General features: G+C 50.3%; 19 protein-coding genes and 1 tRNA gene. 7 read left to right on the top strand and 13 right to left on the bottom strand.

Features of this window, described 5'->3' with window-relative positions; translation table 11 throughout:
- Positions 1-16: 16 nt before the first annotated feature.
- Both BN4609_RS06940 and BN4609_RS06935 read right to left on the bottom strand, forming a co-directional pair.
- Positions 17-943 carry a ParB/RepB/Spo0J family partition protein gene (locus tag BN4609_RS06940; protein WP_021993193.1) on the bottom strand — a complete coding sequence of 309 codons (927 nt, stop codon included), beginning with the start codon at positions 941-943 and terminating at the stop codon, positions 17-19.
- A 139-nt stretch (positions 944-1082) separates the two neighbouring features.
- A complete protein-coding gene (locus tag BN4609_RS06935; RefSeq protein WP_021993192.1) occupies positions 1083-1847 on the bottom strand; it encodes a ParA family protein in 765 nt (254 codons plus the stop codon).
- 171 nt (positions 1848-2018) lie between these two features.
- On the opposite strand from BN4609_RS06935, the gene surE reads away from it, so the two are divergent.
- Together surE and lpxB are read left to right on the top strand one after the other, a co-directional pair.
- Positions 2019-2789, top strand: coding sequence for a 5'/3'-nucleotidase SurE (surE, locus tag BN4609_RS06930; RefSeq protein WP_068855827.1), 771 nt, complete (start codon positions 2019-2021; stop codon positions 2787-2789).
- 14 nt (positions 2790-2803) lie between these two features.
- Positions 2804-3964, top strand: a complete 1161-nt coding sequence (gene lpxB / locus BN4609_RS06925) for a lipid-A-disaccharide synthase (protein ID WP_068855826.1) — start codon at positions 2804-2806, stop codon at positions 3962-3964.
- A gap of 75 nt (positions 3965-4039) precedes the next feature.
- Here lpxB and BN4609_RS06920 read toward each other — a convergent pair whose 3' ends face one another.
- From BN4609_RS06920 to rsfS, 4 genes are all read right to left on the bottom strand, one after another.
- The gene (locus tag BN4609_RS06920) at positions 4040-5443 is read right to left on the bottom strand and encodes a Gfo/Idh/MocA family protein (RefSeq protein WP_068855825.1); all 1404 of its coding nucleotides are present in this window, start codon (positions 5441-5443) and stop codon (positions 4040-4042) included.
- Between the two features lie 104 nt (positions 5444-5547).
- Positions 5548-6417: a phosphatidate cytidylyltransferase gene (locus BN4609_RS06915; RefSeq protein WP_068855824.1), complete on the bottom strand. Its 870-nt coding sequence runs from the start codon at positions 6415-6417 to the stop codon at positions 5548-5550.
- A 23-nt stretch (positions 6418-6440) separates the two neighbouring features.
- Complete coding sequence (ftsH, locus tag BN4609_RS06910) at positions 6441-8519, bottom strand: ATP-dependent zinc metalloprotease FtsH (RefSeq protein ID WP_068855823.1); 2079 nt, start codon at positions 8517-8519, stop codon at positions 6441-6443.
- 71 nt (positions 8520-8590) lie between these two features.
- On the bottom strand, positions 8591-8950 hold the full coding sequence (rsfS, locus tag BN4609_RS06905; RefSeq protein ID WP_021994174.1) for a ribosome silencing factor: 360 nt from the start codon (positions 8948-8950) through the stop codon (positions 8591-8593).
- A 261-nt stretch (positions 8951-9211) separates the two neighbouring features.
- Between rsfS and BN4609_RS06900 the strand changes: the two genes are divergently transcribed.
- The 4 genes from BN4609_RS06900 to BN4609_RS06885 all read left to right on the top strand — a co-directional run bounded on the left by BN4609_RS06900 (position 9212) and on the right by BN4609_RS06885 (position 13811).
- A tRNA-Gln gene (locus tag BN4609_RS06900) sits at positions 9212-9282 on the top strand.
- A 1269-nt stretch (positions 9283-10551) separates the two neighbouring features.
- On the top strand, positions 10552-10695 hold the full coding sequence (locus BN4609_RS16475) for a hypothetical protein (RefSeq protein WP_164071605.1): 144 nt from the start codon (positions 10552-10554) through the stop codon (positions 10693-10695).
- Positions 10696-11331: 636 nt separating this feature from the next.
- Entirely contained in the window at positions 11332-12312 is a 981-nt protein-coding gene (locus tag BN4609_RS06890; RefSeq protein ID WP_206196544.1) for a lysylphosphatidylglycerol synthase transmembrane domain-containing protein, read from the top strand.
- A gap of 41 nt (positions 12313-12353) precedes the next feature.
- Positions 12354-13811, top strand: a complete 1458-nt coding sequence (locus BN4609_RS06885) for an aminoacyl-histidine dipeptidase (protein ID WP_068855820.1) — start codon at positions 12354-12356, stop codon at positions 13809-13811.
- Positions 13812-14409: 598 nt separating this feature from the next.
- Here BN4609_RS06885 and BN4609_RS06880 read toward each other — a convergent pair.
- The 3 genes from BN4609_RS06880 to BN4609_RS16470 form a co-directional block, all read right to left on the bottom strand.
- Entirely contained in the window at positions 14410-16497 is a 2088-nt protein-coding gene (locus tag BN4609_RS06880; RefSeq protein WP_164071604.1) for a hypothetical protein, read from the bottom strand.
- A gap of 57 nt (positions 16498-16554) precedes the next feature.
- A complete protein-coding gene (locus tag BN4609_RS06875; protein WP_068855818.1) occupies positions 16555-16770 on the bottom strand; it encodes a hypothetical protein in 216 nt (71 codons plus the stop codon).
- 1107 nt (positions 16771-17877) lie between these two features.
- Positions 17878-18024, bottom strand: a complete 147-nt coding sequence (locus tag BN4609_RS16470; RefSeq protein ID WP_164071603.1) for a hypothetical protein — start codon at positions 18022-18024, stop codon at positions 17878-17880.
- Between the two features lie 908 nt (positions 18025-18932).
- On the opposite strand from BN4609_RS16470, the gene rsmA reads away from it, so the two are divergent.
- A complete protein-coding gene (gene rsmA / locus BN4609_RS06870; protein ID WP_068855817.1) occupies positions 18933-19733 on the top strand; it encodes a 16S rRNA (adenine(1518)-N(6)/adenine(1519)-N(6))-dimethyltransferase RsmA in 801 nt (266 codons plus the stop codon).
- A gap of 13 nt (positions 19734-19746) precedes the next feature.
- Here rsmA and BN4609_RS06865 read toward each other — a convergent pair whose 3' ends face one another.
- The 4 genes from BN4609_RS06865 to BN4609_RS06850 all read right to left on the bottom strand — a co-directional run bounded on the left by BN4609_RS06865 (position 19747) and on the right by BN4609_RS06850 (position 24319).
- Positions 19747-20730: an AMP-binding protein gene (locus BN4609_RS06865; RefSeq protein ID WP_068855816.1), complete on the bottom strand. Its 984-nt coding sequence runs from the start codon at positions 20728-20730 to the stop codon at positions 19747-19749.
- A gap of 171 nt (positions 20731-20901) precedes the next feature.
- Positions 20902-21930, bottom strand: coding sequence for an o-succinylbenzoate synthase (gene menC / locus BN4609_RS06860; protein ID WP_068855815.1), 1029 nt, complete (start codon positions 21928-21930; stop codon positions 20902-20904).
- A 63-nt stretch (positions 21931-21993) separates the two neighbouring features.
- Positions 21994-22821 carry a 1,4-dihydroxy-2-naphthoyl-CoA synthase gene (gene menB / locus BN4609_RS06855; RefSeq protein WP_021992262.1) on the bottom strand — a complete coding sequence of 276 codons (828 nt, stop codon included), beginning with the start codon at positions 22819-22821 and terminating at the stop codon, positions 21994-21996.
- A 298-nt stretch (positions 22822-23119) separates the two neighbouring features.
- Positions 23120-24319: a hypothetical protein gene (locus BN4609_RS06850; protein ID WP_164071602.1), complete on the bottom strand. Its 1200-nt coding sequence runs from the start codon at positions 24317-24319 to the stop codon at positions 23120-23122.
- Positions 24320-25183: the final 864 nt, after the last annotated feature.

Raw genomic sequence — 25183 nt, 5'->3', positions numbered from 1 at the left:
AAATGAAATCTCACTTCTATTGCTCTTTCATTTTATCGAATATGTTCATGATGCGTTCCAGTTCCTCCTCATTGGCGAAAGGAATGGTTATCTTGCCTTTGCCTTTGGGCGAACAACTCATCTGAACCTTTGTGTGAAGGAAGTCGGAGAGTCGGCTTCTAAGCATGTTGAACTCCTCTGGGAGCTTTGCCTTTGCCGCTATTTTCTTCTTTCCGCTCTCTATGTCCTCACCGTTCTTCAGCTGTTGTGCCAGTTCCTCCACCTTTCTTACGGAGTATCCGTGTTTCTGAACCTCGTTGAACAGCTTTATCTGGAGCGACGGACTGTCCACGGCAAGCAGTGCCCTGGCATGCCCCATGTCTATTTCCTTTTTCTGAAGAGCCATCTGCACCTGTGCCGGCAGGCGGAGGAGGCGCAGATAGTTGGTTATTGCCGTGCGGCTCTTTCCCACACGTTCAGACACTTTCTCCTGTGTCATGCCGTCCGCTTCAAGCAGATGCTCGTATGCAAGAGCTATCTCTATGGCGTTGAGGTCTTCTCGCTGGATGTTCTCCACAAGCGCCATCTCCATCACGTTCTCATCCTTTATGGTGCGGATGTATGCCGGTATCGCCTCCAGACCTGCCAGTTGTGACGCGCGCCACCGCCTTTCTCCAGCGATGATCTGGAAACGGTGCTCGTCTGTCTGCCTCAGTGTGATGGGCTGTATGATGCCTATCTCGCGTATGCTGTTGGCAAGTTCCTGCAGTGCCTCGCTGTCAAATTCCCTTCGCGGCTGGTTCGGATTCGGCTCAATCTGGTCTAACGGAATCTCGTTGATGGTAGATGTGCCTTGCGTGCGCACGCCGTTTGTGTCGATGAGCGCATCGAGTCCTTTTCCTCTTTCTATATCGTCGAGTCCTCGTCCGAGAACGTTTTTGCTGAATTTCTTGTGTACTGCCATGGGGCGTTCTTATTATGTGGGTTGTCTGTTGTGCTGTTGCGGAAGGACGTCACGGCAGCATGCATGTCTTGTCATGATACGTCTTATGCATTCACCGTGTGCCTTCTCTATGAAAAAAAACTCTTGTCTGCCTGACTCTTTATCTGTTCTTGTTTATTATTTCCTTTGCAAGCGCAAGATGGTTCTTGCTTCCTGTCGAGTCAGCGTCATACAGAATTACCGGCAGTCCGTGGCTCGGGCTTTCGCTCAACTTGACGTTCCGCTGTATGACTGTTTTGAAAACAAGTTCCTGGAAATGGCGTTTCACCTCGTCATAAATCTGGTTTGCGAGTCTGAGACGGCTGTCATACATTGTCAGCAGAAATCCTTCTATTTCCAGTTTCTGGTTCAGTTTGCTCTTTATTATCTTTATGGTGTTAAGCAGTTTGCTGATGCCTTCGAGCGCGAAGTACTCGCACTGCACGGGGATAATCACCGAGTCGGCTGCCGTGAGCGCGTTTACCGTGATGAGTCCGAGCGACGGGCTGCAGTCGATAAGGATGTAGTCGTATTCGTCGCGGATGGAGTCGAGCAGCCGTTTAATCATTTTCTCTCTGTCGTTGAGGTTGAGCATTTCTATCTCTGCGCCCACAAGGTCGATGTGGCTCGGTATTATGTCGAGACCGTTTATGTCCGTTGTGTAGATGGCGTCGCGCACGTCAGCGTGGTCTATTATACATTCATAGAGCGAGCAGTCCACTTCCTTGAGGTCGACACCGAGTCCGCTCGATGCGTTTGCTTGCGGATCGGCGTCAACAACGAGTACTGACTTCTCCAGCGTAGCAAGCGATGCAGCCAGGTTTATGGTTGTCGTCGTTTTGCCTACACCGCCTTTCTGATTAGCTAATGCAATAATTTTTCCCATCTCTGTCCTATGCTTAGTTAGTCGCACGAATGCCTTGCACGTAGCAGAATGTTGCTTCATGACGTGGTGATGCATCCGGTTAAAACTATTGGCAAAGATACATATTTTATGTGAGAAACCTATATTTTAAACCTTTTTTCGTATTTTTGCATGCAAATTAAATGTAAATTTATGAATGAAAAAAGACCTTTGATACTCATTTCAAACGATGACGGATACCATGCACGGGGCATAAACTGTCTTATGGATATGCTTTCTGATATGGCAGATCTGCTTGTGTGTGCTCCGGAGTCGGCTCGTTCGGGTTTCTCGTGTGCTTTTTCTGCCACCACACCGCTACGTCTGAAGCTGCGCAGACGCAGGGAAGGCGTTGACGTGTGGTCGTGTAACGGCACTCCGGTTGATTGTGTGAAACTTGCCCTCGACAGCTTATGCGACGGCAGAAAGCCCGATATGGTGATCGGAGGAATAAACCATGGAGACAACGCAAGCGTAAATACGCATTACAGCGGTACGATGGGTGTGGCTACGGAAGGGTGCATGAAATACATCCCGTCGGTGGCTTTCTCGCTGTGCGACCATCGGGATGACGCCGATTTCGAGCCGTTGCGCCCGCTTGTGAGAAGCATCACGGCGAGGGTGTTGCGTGACGGTCTGCCTACAGGAGTGTGCCTGAACGTCAACTTCCCGCTCGTAGACAAGTTCCGTGGAGTGAGAGTATGCCGCATGGCAAAAGGCACATGGGGCAACGAATGTGTGCGCATGACACATCCGCACGGCTACGACTATTTCTGGATGACGGGCGAGTACACCAACGATGAGCCCGAAGCCGAGGACACGGACAACTGGGCTCTGACTCACGGATATGTGGCAATAACACCTACAACGATAGATGTCACCGCATATGATATGATAGGGAAGATGAAGGACTGGACTTTCTGAACATACGGACAGCGATGAAATATTATCTTATAGTGGGCGAGGCGAGCGGCGACCTGCACGCATCACGACTTATGAGAGCACTGAGGGAGAAGGACACTCATGCCGAGTTCCGCTTCTTCGGAGGCGATCTGATGTCGGCGGTAGGCGGAACTCGCGTGAAGCATTATAGTGAGCTGGCATACATGGGCTTTGTTCCGGTAATCACGCATCTGCACGTCATCATGCGCAACATGTCGCTCTGCAAGCGCGACATAGTGGAGTGGAGCCCTGATGTCGTGATTCTTGTGGACTATCCGGGCTTCAACCTCAGCATAGCGCGGTATGTGCACGCTTCCACGGACATACCTGTCTTTTATTACATATCGCCAAAGATATGGGCGTGGAAGGAGTGGCGGATAAAAGATATAAAGCGTGATGTGGACGAACTGTTCTCGATTCTGCCGTTCGAGATTCCTTTTTTCGAAGACAAACACGGCTATCCCATACATTATGTGGGCAATCCCACGGCTGGAGAAGTGGGCGCGTTTCTCGACGGATACAAGGAGACGAAGGCGGATTTCTGCCGTCGTGTCAGACTGGACAGCTCAAAGCCGGTTGTGGCTCTGCTGCCCGGAAGCCGCCGGCAGGAGATAAAGGACAATCTGCCGTCTATGCTTCAGGCTCTCGCGCAGTTCCCTGACTGCCAGCCGGTGCTGGCATGCTCGCCCGGCATACCGTCTTCCTATTATGACACTTTCGCGGTGGGCGGGACTCTGTACAGTGTTCGCGACGAGACCTACGCCCTGCTTGCCAATGCCGACGCGGCTGTGGTCACGAGCGGAACGGCAACGCTTGAAACGGCTCTTTTCGGCGTTCCGCAGGTCGTGTGCTACAAGACACCGCTGCCGCAGCTCATTTCATGGCTCCGCAGAAAGCTCATTCATGTGAGATACATATCGCTTGTCAATCTCATAGCCGATGCGGATGTCGTGCCGGAACTTGTAGCCGACACGTTCAGCACCGGTAACATTGCGCGCGAGCTGTCGCTCGTCCTTCCCGGCGGTGAGGGGCGTCAGCGTATGCTTGACGGCTATGCCGAGGTTAGAAGGCGTCTCGGCAGCGACGACGCATCGCAGAACGCGGCGGCGGAGATGTACCGTCTGCTCACGTCAGACAGGCGATGTCGCAGAGGGTGACAAGGATAAACGGACAGGCGGTGCCATGGAGACTTCTCTTCACATGGCACCGCCTGTCGTTTCACTGGCTCCCGTTTATTTCGCGAAAGCGTGTCTGTAGCCTTTTATCCTGTTCCATGCCCCGCGCGTGAAGTCAGGCACCGCCACCGGCGCGCTGCCGTTCTCGATAGACAGCCTGGTGAGATCCGCCATGCAGCACCATTCCGCAAGGTCGTAGACATCCATGTCGAGAGGCAGTCCGTTGTGCAGACAGTAAACCAGACGGTAGTCCATTATGAAGTCCATACCGCCGTGTCCGCCCACCTTTCTTGCCGTTTCCTCAAGCTCCTGGTGTATCGGATGCTTGTATTTCTTCATCAGCATGTCCTTCACCTCCTGCGATACAGCCGAGTGCATGTCAAGCTTCTCGTGGTCGGGAATGCCTGTCGCAGCCGACTTCTCGGGACGCAGGCAGTACTGTTCCACCGGATATTTGTTTGCAAAACCCTCTGTTCCGGTGAGCTGGTACATACGGCTGTACGGACGGGGATTCATCACATCGTGCTGTATGTGTATTGTCTTGCCGTTCTCTGTGCGTATGAACGTCATTGTGTGGTCACCGTTCCGGAAGTCGGAACCGTCCTCGTTCTGCAGCTTTCTCACCAGTTTCGGACCGCTGACAGCCTTAGTGTCCATAGCCACGAGTGTCTTCATGCGGTCTCCGCGGTGTATGTCGAGCAGCTGGCATGCCGGTCCCAGTCCGTGTGTGGCATACACATCGCCTCTGTGTTTGCGGTTGTAGTCAAGGCGCCAGTTGTTCCAATAGTACGGCCAGAAGTCCTCGAGATTGTGTATGTATGACCCTTCCACATGCAGAATCTCGCCGAACACGCCGTGCTGCGCCATGTTGAGAGTGGTCAGTTCGAAGAAATCGTACACGCAGTTCTCCAATTGTATGCAGTGCTTACGGGTGCGTTCGGATGTGTTTATGAGCTTCCATATCTCCTCGAGGGTCATCGCCGCCGGCACCTCTATTGCCGCGTGCTTGCCGTGTTCCATGGCGTAGACACCCATTTGGGCATGATGTTTCCAGTCGGTAGCGATGTAGATGAGGTCTATGTCGTCGCGTTCGCACATCTTCTTCCATGCGTCCTCGCTGCCGTAATATATGTCAGGAGCGGGTCTGCCAGCCTTGGTCACGATGTCGCGGGCGTTCTCCGCCCGCTCCTTCACTATGTCGCAGAGAGCCACGATCTTTGTTCCAGGGATGTGTGTCCATCGTTCCACCGCCCCCGGTCCGCGCATTCCGAGTCCGATGAATCCCACTCTTACCGTGTCAAGCGGCGGTGCGGTGAGCCCCACCACGTCTGTCTGTCCGGCAGGACGTTCGGGTACGGTGACCTGAATGGGTGAATAACTTGCCACGCTTTTCGGCGCGCAGTTCCATAACAGCAGCGTCGCGGCAGCGTAAAAAAGAAAAAAAAGCAGATTCTTTTTCATAATAGAGTAATAAGGTTGAGTTATTATATTCCGGCATATACCGGTCTTTTCAGTTTAAGGTCTGACGCGGATGCGGTGTGCTCCGCATCAGACATATTGCCGTGTCAGAACAAAGTGAGTGTGTACAGATATACCACGGCTGCGGGAATAGCCATGAGCGACGAGTCAAAACGGTCGAGCATGCCTCCGTGTCCGGGCAGTATGTTCCCGCTGTCCTTTATGCCCATGGTGCGTTTGAAGAGCGACTCCACAAGGTCGCCCCATGTTCCGAACAGCACCACGACAAGTCCCATGCCTATCCATTCAGTAACGGACATTACTGCCCCGAGCGTCTGTCTGTCGGCATTATGGTTTTCCACGTATCCTATAACCGCAGCCACTGCCAGCACGAGCAGTCCTCCGCCGACGCTTCCCTCCCATGTCTTGCCTGGGCTTATTCTCGGGAACAGCTTGTGCCTGCCGAAGAGCGAGCCGAAGCAATAGGCTCCGGTGTCGTTCGCCCAGAGAAAGACGAATATGCTGAGTGGTATCAGGTAGCCGTACACCACCTGTCCGCCGTAATCCCTGAATGCCAGTATGTTTATGGTGGACAGCGGCAGAGCCACATACATTTGTGAGAGCATGGTGTATGCCCAGTTGTTTATGGCGTTCTTGCTTTCTGTATACAGCTCGCTTATGAAAAGGTATATGACGCTCAGCAGATAGGGTATGAACACTGCGGAGGGCGTTATGCCGCTGCAGAATCCGGCGACGGCAAAAAAGAGGTAGACTCCCGCTGCGGTGGAGATGAACCTGTTCACCGTCACGCCGTCTATCCTGTTCACCAGCCCGGTGTACTCCCAGACGGTCAGTCCGGTGACAAGTGCGAAAACAGCTATCATTCCTTCGGGACACATAAAGCATGTCACGATAATCGCTACAAACAGCACGCCCGTAATAGAACGTGTGATAAGGTTTTTCATTTTCTCACTCATGGGCTGTCTTTTTTCTATGTTTGTCAGTCTTGTTTTCCTTCTCCGTCGCCGCTGTCTGCGGGCTGTGCCGTTACGGCTTTGCCATCATTCTTCCGCTCCAGCGACTTCTCGTGCTCCGCCTGTGCCTCTTTCACAATGTCGGGCATGTCTTCCAGCTTCGGTGTGTCGTCCTCCATTATCTCTTCCGATCGGCTTATCCACGGGCGTTTACCGAATATTCTCTCCACGTCCTCAGCGAATATCACCTCCCGTTTGAGCAGCAGTTCAGCCAGCTCACGGTGTCCTTCCTTATGCTTTGTGAGCAGTTCCTTGGCACGGGCATACTGGTCGTTTATCATCTTCAGCACCTCGTCGTCTATTATCTTAGCCGTTGTCTCGGAGTAAGGACGCTGGAACTGGTACTCCTGATTGTTGTAATAGCATATGTTGGGGAGCTTGTCGCTCATTCCTGCATACGCCACCATGCCGTAGGCACTCTTTGTGGCGCGCTCCAGATCGTTCATCGCTCCTGTCGATATCTGCCCGTTGCACAGCTCCTCAGCGGCACGTCCGCCGAGCAGGGCGCACATCTCGTCGAGCATCTGCTCCTTTGTCGTTATCTGGCGTTCCTCCGGCAGATACCATGCGGCGCCGAGAGCGCGTCCTCTCGGTACGATGCTCACCTTGACAAGCGGGTTCGCATATTCGCAGAACCACGACACTGTGGCGTGTCCCGCCTCATGTAGCGCGATGGTGCGTTTCTCGTCGTAGGTCATCACCTTGGTCTTCTTCTCCAGTCCGCCTATAATTCTGTCCACGGCGTCGAGGAAGTCCTGCTTGCCCACAGACTTCTTGTTGTGGCGCGCCGCTATGAGAGCCGCCTCGTTGCACACGTTTGCTATGTCGGCTCCGGAGAATCCCGGAGTCTGCCGCGACAGGAAGTCTATGTCCACAGTGTCGTCTGTCTTCACCGGTCTGAGGTGCACCTGGAATATCTCCTTACGCTCGTTGAGGTCGGGCAGGTCCACGTTTATCTGCCTGTCGAAGCGTCCGGCTCTGAGCAATGCCTTGTCGAGCATGTCGGCGCGGTTGGTCGCCGCCAGTATGATTACGCCGCTGTTGGTACCGAAACCGTCCATTTCTATGAGCAGCGCGTTGAGTGTGTTCTCCCTCTCGTCGTTGCCTCCCATGGCGGGGTTCTTGCTTCTTGCCCGTCCCACAGCGTCTATCTCGTCTATGAAGATGATGCACGGAGCCTTCTCCTTCGCCTGTCTGAAGAGGTCGCGCACGCGGCTTGCTCCCACGCCCACGAACATCTCCACGAAGTCAGATCCGCTCATCGAGAAGAACGGCACGCCCGCCTCACCTGCGACAGCCTTTGCCAGCAGGGTCTTTCCTGTTCCCGGGGGACCCACGAGCAGCGCGCCCTTAGGAATCTTTCCTCCCAAATCGGTGTATTTCTGGGGTTCTTTCAGAAACTCGACAATCTCCTGCACCTCCTGCTTGGCAGCCGCTTGTCCGGCTACATCCTTGAACGTTATGCCCAGGTCGTTGCCTTTCTCGTACATGCGCGCCTTGCTCTTGCCCACGCTGAACACGCCTCCGCCCGCGTTGCCTCCGCCCATGCGCCGCATGAGCAGTATCCACAGCGCGATGCCGAGGATGAATGGCGAGAGGTTTATGAGCAGGTTCATGAACGAGTTCCCTTTCTCGTTCTCATAGCTGAAGTCGGCTATCTTCCCTGCCTTCTGCATTTCGGTGAGATATTTCTCAAGCTCGTCCACGGAGCCGAACTCCACGTTCACCGCCGGCTCAGGTCCCACCTGCTTCGCGCTCTTGCCGAATACGTCGCGTATGTTCTTGGCGTTCACATACATGGTAAGCATGTTGCGGTCCTTGTTCACCACCACGCTCTTGGCATAGCCTTTCTCCACATACTCCTTGAACTTTGTGTATGTGGCTTCCTGTTTTGCCGAGCTTCCCACGGCGAGGGCGTCTCCTCCGCCAGTGATGAAGAGTATGCCGAGTGATACAAGTATGACCGTGTATATCCAGTTCATGTTGAACTTGGGCATTTTCGGCTGGTTATTGTCGTTCTGACGTTTCTTCTCGTTGTTGTCCATATTTATGTGAAACTACATTGTTCCGGTCTGTTATATATATAATAATGTGATACTTGCATGCTCCGACGGTATCACTCAACGTCGGGCAGACGTGTCATCGGAGCGTCTTCCCACAGGTTTTCAAGGTTGTAGAACTCACGCGCCTCCGGCATGAACACGTGTACCATGGCGTCGATGTAGTCCATTGCCACCCACTGGCTGTTGCCCAGACCATTCACGTTGACGGGTTTCTCGCCCGTTTCCGTCCTCACTGTCTCCTCCACCGAGTCTGTTATAGCCTCCACCTGCGACGGTGAGCCCCCCTGGCATATCACGAAATAGTTTGTTATTGCTCCGTCGATGCCTCTGAGGTCTACAATGGTTATGTTCTGTCCTTTCTTTTCCTGAATTCCTTTTGTTATTGAGTCTACCAGTCTGTTTGTTGTTTCCATTTATGCGAATTTTGTTGTTCCCGGTCCGGACCGGTGTCTCCGCTTCTGTGCGTCAACGGCTTCCGGATTGCGGATTTTTCGTTTCTGTTGTGAGATGATGTCTTTAGTAAATGATGCACAAAGTTACATCTAATAATCTGAAAAACGAGATAATACTGCCGTTTATTTGTTTTTTTTAGAAAAAAGTTGCTGAAAATGTTTGTGATTAAAAAAAAATGTGTACCTTTGCAGTGCAATTCAGAAATGAAGAAGCAAACATATTGGGATATGGTGTAATGGTAACACTACAGATTCTGGTCCTGTCATTCTTGGTTCGAGTCCGAGTATCCCAACTCAGTTCCGGATGTATCGAGGCGATGCATCCGGTTTTTTTATGCCCTGAAAGTCTGTCGGGGCGCGCCCGTACGGCTGAGACCGGAGCGGTGGAGGCATGGTGGCGGTGCGCTGACGGACGGTTGTATTAACCCCGGACCGGTCATCATACTTCCATTTTTATTTTGAGCTGCTGTCAGCCGGATTGTATTCAGCTTTATCGAAGATGTGGCGGTCTGCACCGGGAAAAAGCTGAACGCAAGATGACGGCAGCAGTGCTGAAGGAGTGGCTGGCAAAAGTAGAGACGCAATATTTTGCGTCTCACAAGAAAGTAAGCCCAATTAAACAACGCAATGAGATGATGGACTAAAAGCGGCATGGCTGGACGTGAGACGCAAAATCTTGCGTCTCTACAGGCTGACGCCATCAAATTGATGCAGATAAAAATCACCAAGATTAACGCATACTGCCAAAGTAGAGACGCAAAATTTTGCGTCTCACAAGGAGGTAAGTCCAATTAAACAGCGCAATGAATCATGATTGAAACAAACACATCGATGCTCGTGAGACGCAAAATTTTGCGTCTCTACAGGCTGGCGCCATCAAACAGATGCACATAAAAATCACCGAGATTGACGCATCCTGCCAAAGTAGAGACGCAAAATTTTGCGTCTCACAAGGAGGTAAGCACAATTAAACAGCGCAACGAGATGATGGACTAAAAGCGGCATGGCTGGACGTGAGACGCAAGATTTTGCGTCTCTACAGGCTGACGCCATCAAACTGATGCGCATAGGGCACTATTCGTGTTAATCTGAATGAAGTTTACCGATGTAATCTTATACATGCATAAAAACGCATAAATATACATTTTCATGGTAAAAAAACACGACAAAACAAATCAGCGAAATAAAAACGGCGTTGCGTGGAAAATGCCTCCGCGGCACGCGGAAAAGCCTTTTCCGCATCCGTTTCAGCCACTCTGACGTGCCGTCGGCAGCTGTCCGTGGTGCGGAAAAGGCTCTTTCGCGCTGCCGCACGGCATTTTCTGTGGGGCGGAAGAGACCGTTTGAGGATGCGGAAGAGGCTTTTCCGTCATGCGGAACGTACCGTTTCGCCTTGCCGTGAGACTGCCGTCATGGCGCGTTTTTGTGCAATGGATTGATTGTCAGTGATATATCATAAGGGCACAATACCTGCGTATTTGCACCGGAAAGTGCGTTCGTGCGCAAATACGCGGCTCTCGTGGAGTTGGCGTGCGTGTTTATGCGTTTTGCAGCCCGTGTTTATGCATATTTATGCAGACACTTGTCTGACTTGCTCGGAGAGCGTTGTGGCACGTTCCGACGGATGGCGCGGCGCGCGGAAAGTGGCGTGGCATGCGGTCGTAGGAGTGACCGCGATAGTGCCTGCGTGGCAGGATGGGGCATAAACGAAAAAACGGGCAGCCGGCTGTTGCCGGTTCCCCGCCTTTCTATATAAAATGTTCAATAATCTCTTCTTAAAGAAGAAGACATCAGATTGATGTTATTTCTGTAAATCAATCTTATGTCCTAAGCTTACTGCCTTGGCAATGATTACTGCCACGATGGCAAATGTGATAAATGTTACCATAGTCTTTTTACCTTTCTTTTAATTTTAATTTGTTATCCTTTTTGTCTTTTCGACGCTGCAAAGGTAATACGAATTATGTACCGGACAATGGCTTTCCCTTTAAAACTCCATGAAAGCGGGGTTTTATTGACGTACGTCAAAGAAACCCGTCTGAACGTTACGAAAATATGACATTATGTCAACTATTTGCCCGATATTGTGACATTTTGTTCTTATGTGTGACTTTTTGTCATGCCCCGCATGCTTTCTGCTGCTGTCTTTCTGGCTTGTCACGGGCATCATGCAGGCGGTGTGGAGGTGGCTTCGGGAGCGTTTTGCCGTGAAGCTAAAAAATGTTTATTCGTCGTATATAATTACATTATACGGTGGTTTTTTCGTACATTTGCATTATGTATATCAATAATAAAGAACACTGACATAAACATTGGAACGCAGAAAAACATTCAACGATATAATGAAGGTCCTGTTCTCGCTCTTGCTTGGCGGACTGATACTCTACTGGATGTATCGTGACTTCGACTTCAAGAATGTCGGCAGGGTGCTCGTTCACGAAATGGACTGGACCTGGATGCTGCTGTCCTTTCCCTTCGGCGTGCTTGCCCAGATGTTGCGCGGATGGCGTTGGCAGATGAGCCTCGAGCCTATAGGGGAGCATGCGAGGGCGTCGGTAAGCGTCAACTCCATTTTCCTCTCTTATGCCGTGAGCCTTGTGGTGCCGCGCGTGGGCGAGTTCGCGCGGTGCGGAGTGCTCAAACGCTACGACGGAGTGTCGTTCACGAAGGCTCTGGGCACTGTGGTCACCGAGCGCATCATCGACTCGCTGCTCTTGCTCGTCATAACGCTTGTCACGCTGTTTTTCCAGTTGCGCGTGTTCGACAGCTTTTTCAGACGCACCGGGACCAACATCGAGACGCTCTTCTCACGGTTCTCCACGGCGGGCTACATCGTCACTGCCGTGTGCGCCGTTGCCGCTGTGGTGCTGCTGTGGGTGCTTCTGCGCAGGTTCTCCATATATAATAAGGTGAAGTGTACCATAAGCGGCATAATGCAGGGCGTGTTCTCCCTGCGCGGAGTGAGGAACATGCCGCTCTACGCTCTGTTCACCCTGGGCATATGGGTGAGCTATTTCCTGCACTACTATCTCACGTTCTTCTGCTTCGAGGCGACCTCATCGCTGGGCATGGCGTGCGCCCTCGTGACGTTCATCGTGGGAAGCATAGCCGTCATCGTGCCCACACCCAACGGAGCCGGACCGTGGCATTTCGCCGTGAAGACAATGCTCATACTCTACGGGGTGGGCGAGACCGACGCGCTTTACTTCGTCCTTATAGTACACTCGGTGCAGACGCTGCTCGTCGTGCTGCTGGGTGTGTGGGCGTGGATTGCGCTGTCTTTCACATCAAAGAAGACCAATGCCGTGGCATGCGCCGCATGACACAATAACCAACATAACCGTTTAAACACAACAAAAAAGCTATGACAGAAATCAAAAACCTGAAACCTGAGTGTGTGTGGAGAAACTTCCACGCGCTTACGCAAGTACCGCGTCCGTCAGGACATCGTGATAAAATACAGCAGTTCCTGCTCGACTTCGCCGCCAAAGCAGGCGTTGAGGCATTCAAGGATGAGGCAGGAAACATCGTGATGCGCAAGCCCGCAACTCCCGGAATGGAGAACCGCAAGGGCGTGATAATGCAGGCACACATGGACATGGTGCCACAGAAGAGTAAGGACAGTGCGCATAACTTCGAGACAGATCCCATTGAGACGTGGATAGACGGGGAATGGGTGAAGGCTAAAGGAACAACGCTCGGCGCCGACAACGGTATGGGTGTGGCTGCCATATTGGCTGTGATGGAGGACAAGACACTTGTGCACGGTCCGGTGGAAGGACTCATAACGGCAGACGAGGAGACCGGCATGTTCGGCGCCAACGACCTGCCCGAAGGAGAACTGCACGGTGACATTCTGCTCAATCTCGACTCTGAGAGCTGGGGACACTTCTGCATCGGAAGCGCGGGAGGTGTGGACGTGACTGCCACCTTGGAGTATAAGGAGGTGCCTGCCGACAGCTCCGATGCCGCAGTGCGTGTGGTGCTGAAGGGTCTGAAGGGCGGACACTCCGGACTGGAGATTCATCTCGGACGCGCCAATGCCAACAAACTGATGGTGCGTCTTGTGCGCGACGCGGTGGCAGAGCTTGACGCACGCCTCGCCACATGGCACGGCGGAAACATGCGCAACGCCATCCCGTTTGAGTGCGAGACGGTGCTGACACTGCCGAAGGAGAATGTTGACGAACTGAAGGCTATGGCGGAGGAATACCGCGAGCTGTTCAACAGCGAGTTTGCGGGCATTGAGAACGACATACAACTGTTCGTGGAGGATGTTGACACACCTGCTACTGAGGTGCCGGAGGATATCCAGGACAATCTCATCGACGCCATCTACGGATGCCACAACGGCGTGATGCGTATGATTCCGTCGTTCCCCACAGTGGTGGAGACGTCGTCCAACCTCGCCATAATAGAGATAGGCGGAGGCAAGGCGGGCATAAAGATTCTGGCGCGCGGCTCACGCGAGAGCTACAAGGAGTACATCGTCACCACGCTGCAGAGCACGTTCAACATGGCTGGAATGCGCGTGGAGACATCCGGCGACTACTGCGGATGGGATCCGAACACGCAGAGCGAGATACTCCACCTCATCACGTCTGAGTATAAGGAACTCTTCGGTGAGGAGGCACACGTCGTTGTCGACCATGCCGGACTGGAGTGCTCCATCATCCTGGGCAAGTATCCGCACCTCGATGTCGTGTCGTTCGGACCGACAATCCGTTCGCCGCACACAACGGGTGAGCGTTGTCTCATATCTACGATAGAGCCGTTCTGGACTCTGCTCACAAAGACTCTGGAGAACATTCCTGTGAAATAAACGCTGTCAGCCACAGTCCGTGACGCCCCGAAGCGCGCCATCGCCTGTGGCTGACTTTTTTATCCCAAATTCCTTTCCCGCCCTTCCTCCCAATCGCGCCAGCCAGTAGAGACGCAAGATTTTGCGTCTCCCGTCCATCCGTGCCGCTATCAGTCCTTCATCTCATCGCTCTGCCCAATTGCGCAACCTCCCTCGTGAGACGCAAGATTTTGCGTCTCTACTTTTGCCAATCACATCATTATCACTGCTTTCCTTATTCATTCTTCCAATCGCGCCAGCCAGTAGAGACGCAAGATTTTGCGTCTCCCGTCCAGCCATATCGCTGTCAGTTCCTCATCTCATTGCACTGCCTGATTGCGCACATTCCCTCGTGAGACGCAAGATTTTGCGTCTCTACTTGGGCTGGCGCCATAATATGACTTGGGCTGGGGAATAATGTAATACGGTCAGACGCCATGATGTAATTCGGCTGACTATATATATAATAATGTGTCGATATCGGTGTGGAGGCATAAAAAAACCGGTAATGTGGATTCACATTACCGGCCGCAAACATCCAGCCTCACGGTTGAACATTAACGCATGATGAATTTCTTTCTTATCTTACGATGTATTTCTTACCGTTAACGATGTATATGCCCTTCGGCAGGTCGTTGAGCGACTTGTCTGAAGCTACCTTCTGACCGTTTATGGTGTATACTCCCTCGGCAGCCTTCCCGGCAGGTGTCTCTGTCACGATGCCGTTGATGTCAGTAGTCCCGTTGCCGTTGTCTATCACGAAGGTCTTTGATTCTGTCGACGAATTGGCTTCGGTGATGTACCATGCAGTACCTATAAGGCTGTACCAATTGTCTGTAAGATGATACATTTTGCCTCCGGACATTACGTATGAGCCTTTAGGTGCATAGTCGGGATGATAGTTGAAATATGTATAATTCAGTTTCCCGTCGGTTGATGGTTTTGTTTCTTGTTTCTTGATTCCTCCCGGACAGCTTACGCCTGTGAACTCATAGATGTATCCATGGTCGTAAATCACCTTCTCAGGGTCACTTCCGTATTGTGGGTCAGCTTCGTTTCTTCTGTTGAATGTATATCGAGCGTTCTCATTGAACTTAGCATCAGCCTTAACCTTTACAAGGTAACACATGTTCGCTTCGATTACCGCATTGTATGTGTTGTTGATATCTACTGGCTCGAAAAGTATCTGGTTATGATTATCCGGGTTCTCTCCATACAACTTGCAGAGTTCCACTTCATCGCCGAAAGCCTCCTTAACCTGTTGTCCAGTGAGGTCAACCGGAAGTGTGAGCGCGCTCCACTGGTTGAGATTGAACTTACGGCTGAGTTTGAAATAATACTCCTTTTCATATGTGTATGTGTCAACTGAGGATTCGTCTCCGTACGCGTCAACTCCGAACGATAAATGTTCGTCCTCATTGCCGATGTAATAAAGACTGATGTTGTCCACATATACACGTCCGCCTACTGCGTCTTTTCTTACGCCAAGTTCAAGTGAACCGGTTTCACTTCCTTCGTCAGCGGTTACTGTCACGTATGTTGTGACCCTGTGGAATGTCTCGTCAGGAGAGAACTGGTTGCCCTGAGCGAGGAAGTATGCTGCCGGTACATTACGACGGAAATATTGTTTATCATTTGTTTCACCATCATTTGTGAGGCTATTATATTGCTCATCCACATATCTCTTGAATGTATTATAATCATTCTCTGGTAATGTAGGGATTCTCGTCTCTGCGTCATTTGCATATAGGTATGCGTTAGAAGCTTCAGCAGGATTTGGTGTGACATATGCGCCTCCTTTGTAAGTGCATTTGTCTTTTGTGTCAAAGAAGGCTTGTGCTGTGACTGCATAAAGTCCCGGTCTCAGACCGCTTATTTTCTGATAGAACCTTCCTTCCACGCGACCCATCTCAAGACAGCCGAACGCACCGAACTCAGATGCGTAACGGTCGTTACTCTTCTCTGTTCCCATTTTGGGATCTATAGATGTACAATAATCGTCAGTATCATAGTGCAATCCTTCTGTTAACCAGAATGCCTCTGATTCCTGTGTAACGACGTTACGTATGAAACGTGAGTTAAGAATAAGACCGCTGATATTGTAACGTCCTTGCTCGGATTCTTTAAAGATTACATTTTGGTAGTCATCTGCTTCGACAAGACACCATTCGTCGGCATTATATTCTCTGCCGTTGGCTATTATATATCTTTTGGTTTCGTCATAATTGTAGTAGCGACCGTCTGTATTTATAGTGAATGTATTCGTTCCTGAGGCTGTAAGGGTCAATGCAGTTCTGGAATACTTGGTAGGAACTGCAAGGTCGATATAAATATCATTGTTTAGATTAATAATTCCGATGCAGTTTCCTTTATTGTTTTCTGACTCGTTTTTAACAGGGCCTTCCAGATAATAAATTTCTCCGTTCTGCCTCAATGTCAGCCTGATACCCCTCGGGTTAAGTACCGCCTGCATGCCATATGTGCCACCGGCGTTAAGGAAGCCATTGTGGGTCTTATTATAAAGATAAACATTCTTGTCGACGGCATCCCTGAAGTTTATTGCGTTTTGAGTCCAGTCAATGTCTGAGCTCTGTGCTTTTGCACTTTGTATGTTCCCTCCCCAGACAAGCAGGAACATCACTGTAAGTAAAGTATTAAAGTGTTTCATAATTATAGTTCTTCCTTTCTTCTTTTTCTTGTTGTTTTCTTCTTTCCTTTCACGTTCTCATTCCCATACATTGTATGGTTTTGCATGATTTTCATTAGTGGCTTTTGTCAAGTCAGTTCCATCATCTTCCGGCATTCCTGATTCGATAATTGGACAGCCCGGATCATCTGAACCTTTGCCGGGATTTACTGATGAATAGCTTGCCATCACTTGCTCCATTTCCATCGCAATCACATTGACGGATGGTCTTTCATACAATTTTTTCATTTCCATTTTATTTTCGTTGGTTTTATACTTTATTCTCTTTCTGGTGTCGCTTGGGTGTCGTCATGCGGTTGTCCGGCGTTTCGTATGACCCGGTACGCTTCGTTGTAATAAGATAATTTGTCTGTTTATGGATGAAACTTAATGTAGAGTAACGTAGCTTATATTGTAAGGTAACGCGTGTGAGAGATTCTGCGTCACGGTGCTTCATCCAGCCTTGCGGACCTGAAAAGACATACCGTTTCCGCTTTGAGAACCATGCACCTCTACGACAGAGGTGTATATGTTTTTCGTTTAGTGCAAAATTTATTGTCCGTATTGTTGTATATGTATTGTATTCTTATATTTATTTCCAAGCTGCATTAGTTAATATATGTGTAAATAGGTTAATTATGTTGCTGTAATCTTTGCTATTTCGTACAATAGTTTTAATTTTGATGATGTTTAGAACAATATATATCACGATATGTATACACCTCTGTCGTAGAGGTGTGATGTATTTTTGTATATATTGAACAGAAAAAACACTTATTCAGCAACAACCGTATTTATCCGCCGTATAGTGTTGAATGGCACATTGTGCAGACCTGATAGATTGTCAGAGTCAGTGTTCCTTGTGCATCATTCCGATGGCGTGAGCCAGTAGAGACGCAATATTTTGCATCTCCCGAGTAAAGGTTTGCCTGTTTATATCATGTTTTATTGCGCAGTTTTATTGCGCTTGGCTTCTTGTGAGACGCAATATTTTGCGTCTCTACTTTGGCAGGATGCGTTATTCTTTGGGTTTTTACTATGTCTCTGCTTTGGGGTGCGGGCGGTATGTATGTGGGTATGAATGGCTATGGAATGGGCATGTAATGATGCGTGGATATTATTTCCGCAGCCGTTGCCTGCGCTCTTGTGGCGTGATGTGCGGCTGATGGTGTGATGCGGTGGAGGCAATGCATAAATATGCATGGATGCGGAACGGTTTATGCAATCCCATGTATGGTAACTCGAAATAGGGCGTTTTTTTACGCGCGACAGAGACGCAGGATGCAAATACGCGATTTTTATGAACTTTGTTTAAGGCACTGTGTTACAGTTGTTTATGTTGTTTGATGTGTCGGGACGACCTCATCCGCGTTGCAGAACATGCCGTTTGATGTTGCCGGAAAGGCTTTCCGGCATGTCGGGAAAGGCTTTCCCGAGAGCTGATAATGCCTGTTTGGCGATGCCGGAAACACCGTCCGGTATGTCGGGAGTGTGCTTGACGTCTGCCATACTGGTATAAACGTATGTACGAATGAGTCCGGATGGTGTTACGGGAGCGGTTTTGCGCCGGTTTCGTTTTCTGTTTCGCGATTTTCTGTTGTCAAAATTTTTTACTGTGGAAATGTATATTTATGCATTCCGCGATTGCATTCCTTGTTGGCGGTGCGCATTGTTCATGTGTATCGCTGAGATGGTGGAACGCGATGGAGAGGGGTATGACGTCAGGCAATGGCAGGTGTTTGGGGTGACCGGATAGTTTGTGTGATTGTGGATGAATACTGCCGTCGTTGCGATGTGTTGCGCTGACGGCAGTGGTGTACGGACGGGATATGATGCGATTTTATGGTGATTTATGTTTTGATTATCAATCGTTTGTAGTGTGAGAGTATGGTGTTGGAATGCCTGTAGAGACGCAAGATTTTGCGTCTCCCGTGCAGTTTATGTATTGAAAATCAAATGTTTATAGTGTGAGAGTCCGGTATTGACATGCTTGTAGAGACGCAATATTTTGCGTCTCCCGTATGGTTTTATGAGTTGACAGTCAATTGTTTGTTGTGTGATATTATGGTATGGGGTTGCTTGTGAGACGCAAGATTTTGCGTCTCTACTTTTGTTTGAATGCGGAATAATAATGAGGAGGAAGTGAGGGAATGCCGTTTTGATACCTTATTATAATATATGGATGCGGCTCGGCAAAGCCTTCTCTGAAAAGAAAATATTCTTTTCGCTTGTCTTTGCACTCACCTTTCACTATCTTTTAATAAGATAGGATGCGGTTCGGCAATATCAATTTATTAAAAAACTTCGTTTTTCCTATTGCTATTGCACTCACCTTTCACTATCTTTGCATAAGAAAAGCTGCACTCGGGAAAGTGAAAGTAAACTTTCTTTCCGCTCGTTTGCATTATCTTTGCCGTATGAAAACAGTAAGACCAAAGAAAAATCTCGGGCAGCACTTCCTGACCGATCTGAATATAGCAAAGGCTATAGCCGACACGGTGGACGCCTGTCCTGACATTCCGGTGCTTGAAATAGGACCGGGCATGGGGGTGCTCACGCAGTTTCTCATGCAGAAAGACCGCGTGCTGAAGGCGGTGGAGATTGATGCCGAGTCGGTGGAATGGCTCAACAGCCACTATCCTTCGCTGCGTGAGAACATCATCGGCGACGACTTCCTACGCATGGACCTGTCGCGCCTGTTCGACGGAAAGCCGTTCGTGCTGACGGGTAACTATCCTTACGACATATCGTCGCAGATATTCTTCAAGATGCTCGACAACAAGGAACTGATACCGTGCTGCACGGGCATGATACAGCGCGAGGTGGCTTGGCGCATTGCGTCGCCGCCGGGAAACAAGTCGTACGGCATACTGTCGGTGATGATACAGGCGTGGTATGATGTGGAATATCTGTTCACGGTGAACGAGAACGTGTTCAACCCTCCGCCCAAAGTGAAGAGCGCAGTGATACGGATGACGCGCAACTCGAGGGAAAGTCTGGGTTGCGACGAGGCGTTGTTCAGGCGCATAGTGAAGGCTGTTTTCGGACAGAGGCGCAAGATGCTGCGCGTGAGTCTGCGTCAGATAACGGGCGAGAGAGCCGTGGATCCCGCTTTCTGGCAGCACGCATACATGACGCGGCGACCGGAGCAGCTGTCTGTAGAAGAGTTTGTGGAACTGACGAATATTGTAGGTGAGGAGCTGCGGCGCGCCCTCTGACTCCGCCACCTTCCTATTCCTCTCCGACGGCTTCCTGTGCCATCCTCATCGCTTCGGCACGTGCGGGTTTGCCGGTGGCAGTCATAGGAAGCCGCCCTACGCATATATAATGTTTCGGACGGCTGTATCGCGGCATGTGCTCCTCGCATATGTGGCGCATTACCTGGCTGTCGCCGTCCTCGACGAGCATCGTCACCGCCTCGCCCAGACGCCTGTCCTTCACCTTGGTTATCATGAAAGGACATGTGGCGTGAGGCTTGAGCAACCGCTCCATCTCCTCAATCTGCATCTTTATCCCTCCGCTGCACACCACGTTGTCCTTGCGTCCTATGATGCGGAACCGTCTGCCGTCGGTGTCGAGCTCGGCTATGTCGTTTGTCTTCAGCCTCTCCGCGCACACGGCGGGAGCGTCTATCACGAGGCATCCGTCGGCACCGGTGCTCACGCTTACGTTGTGGAACGGAGTGTACCACCGGCTTGCCTCCGGTCCGTTGAGCCGTCTCAGGGCTATGTGCGACAGTGTCTCTGTCATGCCGTAGGTGCTCCACACGGCGTTGGGGAAGTCTTTCAACGAGTCGCACAGACTGTCGTCCACCGCTCCTCCGCCTATGATGAGATGCCTTATGCCCATGAGCAGACACCGCTCCTCAGGGTCGGCGAGACTGTCGTACACCTGAAGCGGTACCATCGCTGCGAACACCGGCGGCTCCCGCAGACCGCGCAGAGGATGCCCGCCGGGCGTGACGCTCACCAGCCGCATGCCTGTCGCCAAAGCCCGAACCACCACCATCTTACCGGCGATGAAGTCGAGCGGCATGCACAGCAGAGCCGTGTCGCCCCGCTTCAGACCGAGAAAGGCGCACGTGATGCGTGCGCTCGCCTCCATGCGCCGTTTCTCCACGCGCATGGGTTTGGGCTTGCCCGTAGAGCCGCTCGTGTGCACCGTGATGCAGTCGTCGGCATTGTTCCATTCTTCAAGAAACTGTTCGAGAGTCATTTTTGTCTGTATTTATGTCTTGCCGGATGTGTGCCTGTCGTTTCATTATATACGGGCAGACACATTTTTTTATTGTTCCGGCATATTATGCTGCTGATTATGACAAATCTGTATGGACTGAAATGTCAGCCTGTTGTAGCCTTTCGCTAAAGGCATAAAAGTGATGGGCTGTCACGGTACGCGCCAAAGCCGGTCTTTCCTTATCTCGAGCGGCATGGGCAGATTGTCCGTGAAGAGCAGTCCGGTGCCCAGTCCCTGAGGCGTGGTGATGCCCGGTCCGTAGACGCTTGCGGCGAGCTGAGCCACCGCGTTGAGCCCCACGTTGCTTTCAAGCGCGCTTGTTATCCACGAGCCTATGCCTCTCTTGTCAGCCAGCTCTTTCCATTCGCGCGTGCCGTGCATGCCTCCGTGCAGTGACGGTTTGAGGATGATGTATTGCGGACGGATGAAGTCGAGCATCTGCGTCTTCATCTCCTTTGAGTTCACCCCGATGAGTTCCTCGTCCAAGGCTATCGGAAGCGGGGACTCGCGGCACAGCCGTGCCATCTCGGTCCACTGCCGTTGCCTTATCGGCTGTTCTATGGAGTGGATGTCGTATGCCGCGAGCTGTTCGAGCCTTTGCGGAGCCTCGGCGGGCGAGAAACCACCGTTGGCATCCACTCGCAGTTCTATGTATTCCTTTCCGAAGCGGTTTCTGATGTGCCTTATCAGCCGCATCTCGTCGTCGAAGTCAATAGCCCCTATCTTCAGTTTGACGCATGCGAATCCCGCCTGCATCTTTTCCTCCAGGCGGCTCATCATCTCCTGCAGCGAGCCCATCCACACCAGACCGTTTATCGGTATGCCTTCCTCGCCTCGGGTGAACGGTGTGTCGAAGATGACAGAGCCGCCCTGCTCAAAGTTTCTCTCTGCCGTCTCCATGCCGAAGAGCATCGACGGGTAGGGACGCATGAGGCTGTAGTCTATCGACTGCCTCGTCTCATACATCCGGCACAATGCCTTCAGTGTCTGCTCATAAGCCGGAGAGGCGTCGCAGCTGAGGTCGGGCAGGGGCGCGCACTCTCCTGTTCCGGAGCGTCCGGGGGCGTCGTCTGACGTCATTTCCAGAAACCACGACGTGCGTGTGGTGTATGTTCCGCGCGACGTTCCGGCAGGTTGTCTGAAGTGGAGCGTGCGCTGTCTGACGCTTATTTTTCTCATAATGGTGTCTTGTCGTTCCTTTTCTGTTGTGGTGATGACTTTCTCACGGTCTCTCAGAGAGGCTTAGGGCAGTTTCGGGAACTTGCCGAAGTCGGGCTTGCGCTTCTCGAGGAACGCCCTGCCTCCCTCTTGTGCTTCGTCCAGGAAGTAGTAGAGCATGGTGGCGTCGCCTGCAAGTTCCTGTATGCCAGCCTGTCCGTCGAGCTCCGCATTGAGCCCCGCCTTTATCATTCTCAGTGCGAGCGGACTGTGCTCCATCATCCTTTCAGCCCATTCCACACACGTGTCCTCCAGTTCGTCGAATGGCACCACCTTGTTCACCATGCCCATGCGCTCAGCCTCTTCCGCCGAGTACTGCCTGCATAGAAACCATATCTCGCGCGCCTTTTTCTGTCCCACGATGCGCGCAAGATAGGAAGCGCCGAACCCGGCGTCGAACGATCCCACCTTGGGACCGGTCTGTCCGAATATCGCGTTGTCGCTCGCTATGGTGAGGTCGCACATCAGGTGAAGCACGTGTCCGCCTCCGATGGCATATCCGTTCACCATCGCTATGACCGGTTTCGGCAGCGAGCGTATCTGTTTCTGCACGTCCAGCACGTTTAGCCGCGGCACTCCGTCCTCGCCGACATATCCTCCGCGTCCCTTCACGTTCATGTCGCCGCCAGAGCAGAACGCCTTGTCGCCCGCGCCGGTGAGTATCACCACCCCTATGCGCTGCGCCTCCCTGCACCATGCGAACGCCTGCGACATCTCCCATGTAGTGCGTGGCGTGAAGGCGTTGCGCCATCTCGGACGGTTGATTGTTATGCGGGCTATGCCGTTATACTCGTCGAAAAGAATCTCCTTGAAGTCGAAACCTTCTATCGGTTTCCATTCTCTTTTATTCATGTCTTTATGCTTTTTTGTTGTCTTAAAACGCTGTCGGCAAAGGTGTCTTGGAAATGCCGTGCCGCGTAGTGCCGCCTTGCGTATGACAGGACACGCTTTTCCGCCCGTCAGTCCCTTTGCCGCCATATCCGCAAAGTTATCAATTTTTTGTCATAACAGCAAACCGTCACCGGCTGACTTTCCCTTTCCCGCACCACAAAATGTATGTCCATAAAAAAGGCAGGCATGCCTTTCATAAGACAAACCTGCCCGGAATTACATATAAATAATATAATGTATGCTTGCTTTTATCTGTTTCTTACTTTGCAACCTTCACAGTCTTGGTTGTTCCGTCAGAATATTTCATCACCTTGATGTTGATGCCTTTCTGGGCATTGTTCAGACTGCGGCCTGAGAGGTCGTAGTATTCTGTCGACACAATGTCGGCGTCTGAGTCCTCAACCTTGTTTATTCCGGTAGTATATGCCTTTATCTTCAGATTGTCGTAGTTTTCGCTGTAACCTATGCCAAGGGTTCCGCTCTCCTCATCATATGATGCGAACAAATCTGTAAGAGAATATTCTGACAATACGTAAGAGTCTGACGCCTTGTCATATTCGAATGTTACAGGCGTCTGGATAATAGATCCTCCGTCTTTGAAATCGACGAAAGCGGCACACCGGTCTTCCTCAATGATTTGCGGTAAGGTGATTGATAACGAGCCGTTTTCGTTTACTGCCATAAGCCATGCGTCCGGTGCTTCCTCCGGCATAAGACCTTTAACGTAGCTGTACTGACCGAGATTTATAATCTGGACAGTGCCTTTCTTGTTTGTCTGAAGCGGAGTGCTGTATGCTTCATAGTCGTATGTGTATTCGTGTTTGTCTGCTTCAGGGTACAGTTCTGCCGGTGTGAACTGCATCATTCCTGAACAGGTGTAAACCATTTCGTAATCTTCGGTGAATATTTCGATGAATCCTGTTATGTCGCTTGTTATTATTCCGTAGTTCTCGTCTATGGTAAGAGTGAAGTCTTTTGATGTGTCAAGGCTTATCTGTCCTGTCGTTTCATCCAGAACCATGTTGCATAATACCATGTTATATCCTTGTATCACACCGATCAGCTGTCCGTTCTTTATTGTGATAACGTTACCGTTCAGCTCACCTTCAATGTATGTATTAAATTCTGAGGGATACATCATGTTCTGTATATAAACCTTGTTTTCAGAACCGAATATGATGTTGACTGCTTTGTGAACTTCAGGAAATATGCCCACACCATAGCATTGATTGTAGAAGTCGAGGTAATATGTGTGAGACTCACCTTCGGGTGCTTTTGCCGGAGCTTTGGCTTGTGCCTTCGCTGGTTTTGCGATGTGTGAGGTCGGCATTTGGCTCATCAGACTGTTCAGTTTCAGGTTCTTGTTGAATGTCCTGATGTTTTTGGTGAAGTCAAGCGGTCTTTGCGCCATGCTGCCTAAAGAAAAAAGGACAGCTGTGATAAGTAAAAGTTTTCTCATAAACCTCAAATCCTCAACTAAGCCCTTCAACGTCCTTCTTGCGTGTACATGTCCTCTCTTACTGAATTAGCAGATAAATTGAGGTAGAAATCCCCACTGCAACCCTCAATATTCCCTTACCCCACAATGCGACTTGAGGCAATACGCAGTATCATACCCATAAGTTGTAGGCGTTATCCAAAATCAGTCTGAAAAATGTCTGCGTAAGCATTATTACAGGTATAGATGATAGAAAATATTCCTCCAAAAGGAGTGAGTTTCTCAGATTTAATTTGTATTTTTGCCATGTCTATCGTCGGATTTTCTTGTTTATTTTTTGCAACACTAAGATAAGTGAATTCTTCGACATGGCAAAATCCTGAGCAACTTTTTGTTGCTCAGGTACTTAAAAAGTTTAATTTATAATAGTGTTGCGGAATTAAGGATAAATATAAGTTTTTAAAGTGTTGAAAAAATTTTTACAAAAGTAGATAAAATATCTTTCAAATTACAATAAAATACCGATTAATTTATACAAAATGCCTAAATATTGTTCTTTTTGGTGGCTTTTGGACGATGAGAAAGGCTTTTCCGTGTGTCGCTTTTGTGTTTTTTTTGTGCCTGTTCGGTGTTTTTCGTGTATCGGTTTTACGTTTTTCGAGTATTTGTTTTATGTTTCTCGAGTGGAGTTTAGGTCTTTCTTAAATATCGGTTTTGTATTTTTCGTGTACGGCTTTTGTATTTTTCGTGTATGGCTTTCGTATTTTTCGTGTGCCAGTTCTGTGTTTTTCTTGTACTGGTTTTTACGTTTTTTTGATCCGGTCCGGAGCTTTTAGTTTATGGGTTTGCGTTTTTAGTGTGTCGGGAAAGGCATAAGAGTGCTGT

This window comes from Leyella lascolaii, from assembly GCF_900079775.1.
Taxonomy (GTDB): domain Bacteria; phylum Bacteroidota; class Bacteroidia; order Bacteroidales; family Bacteroidaceae; genus Prevotella; species Prevotella lascolaii.
This window is presented reverse-complemented; position numbering and strand designations above follow the sequence as displayed.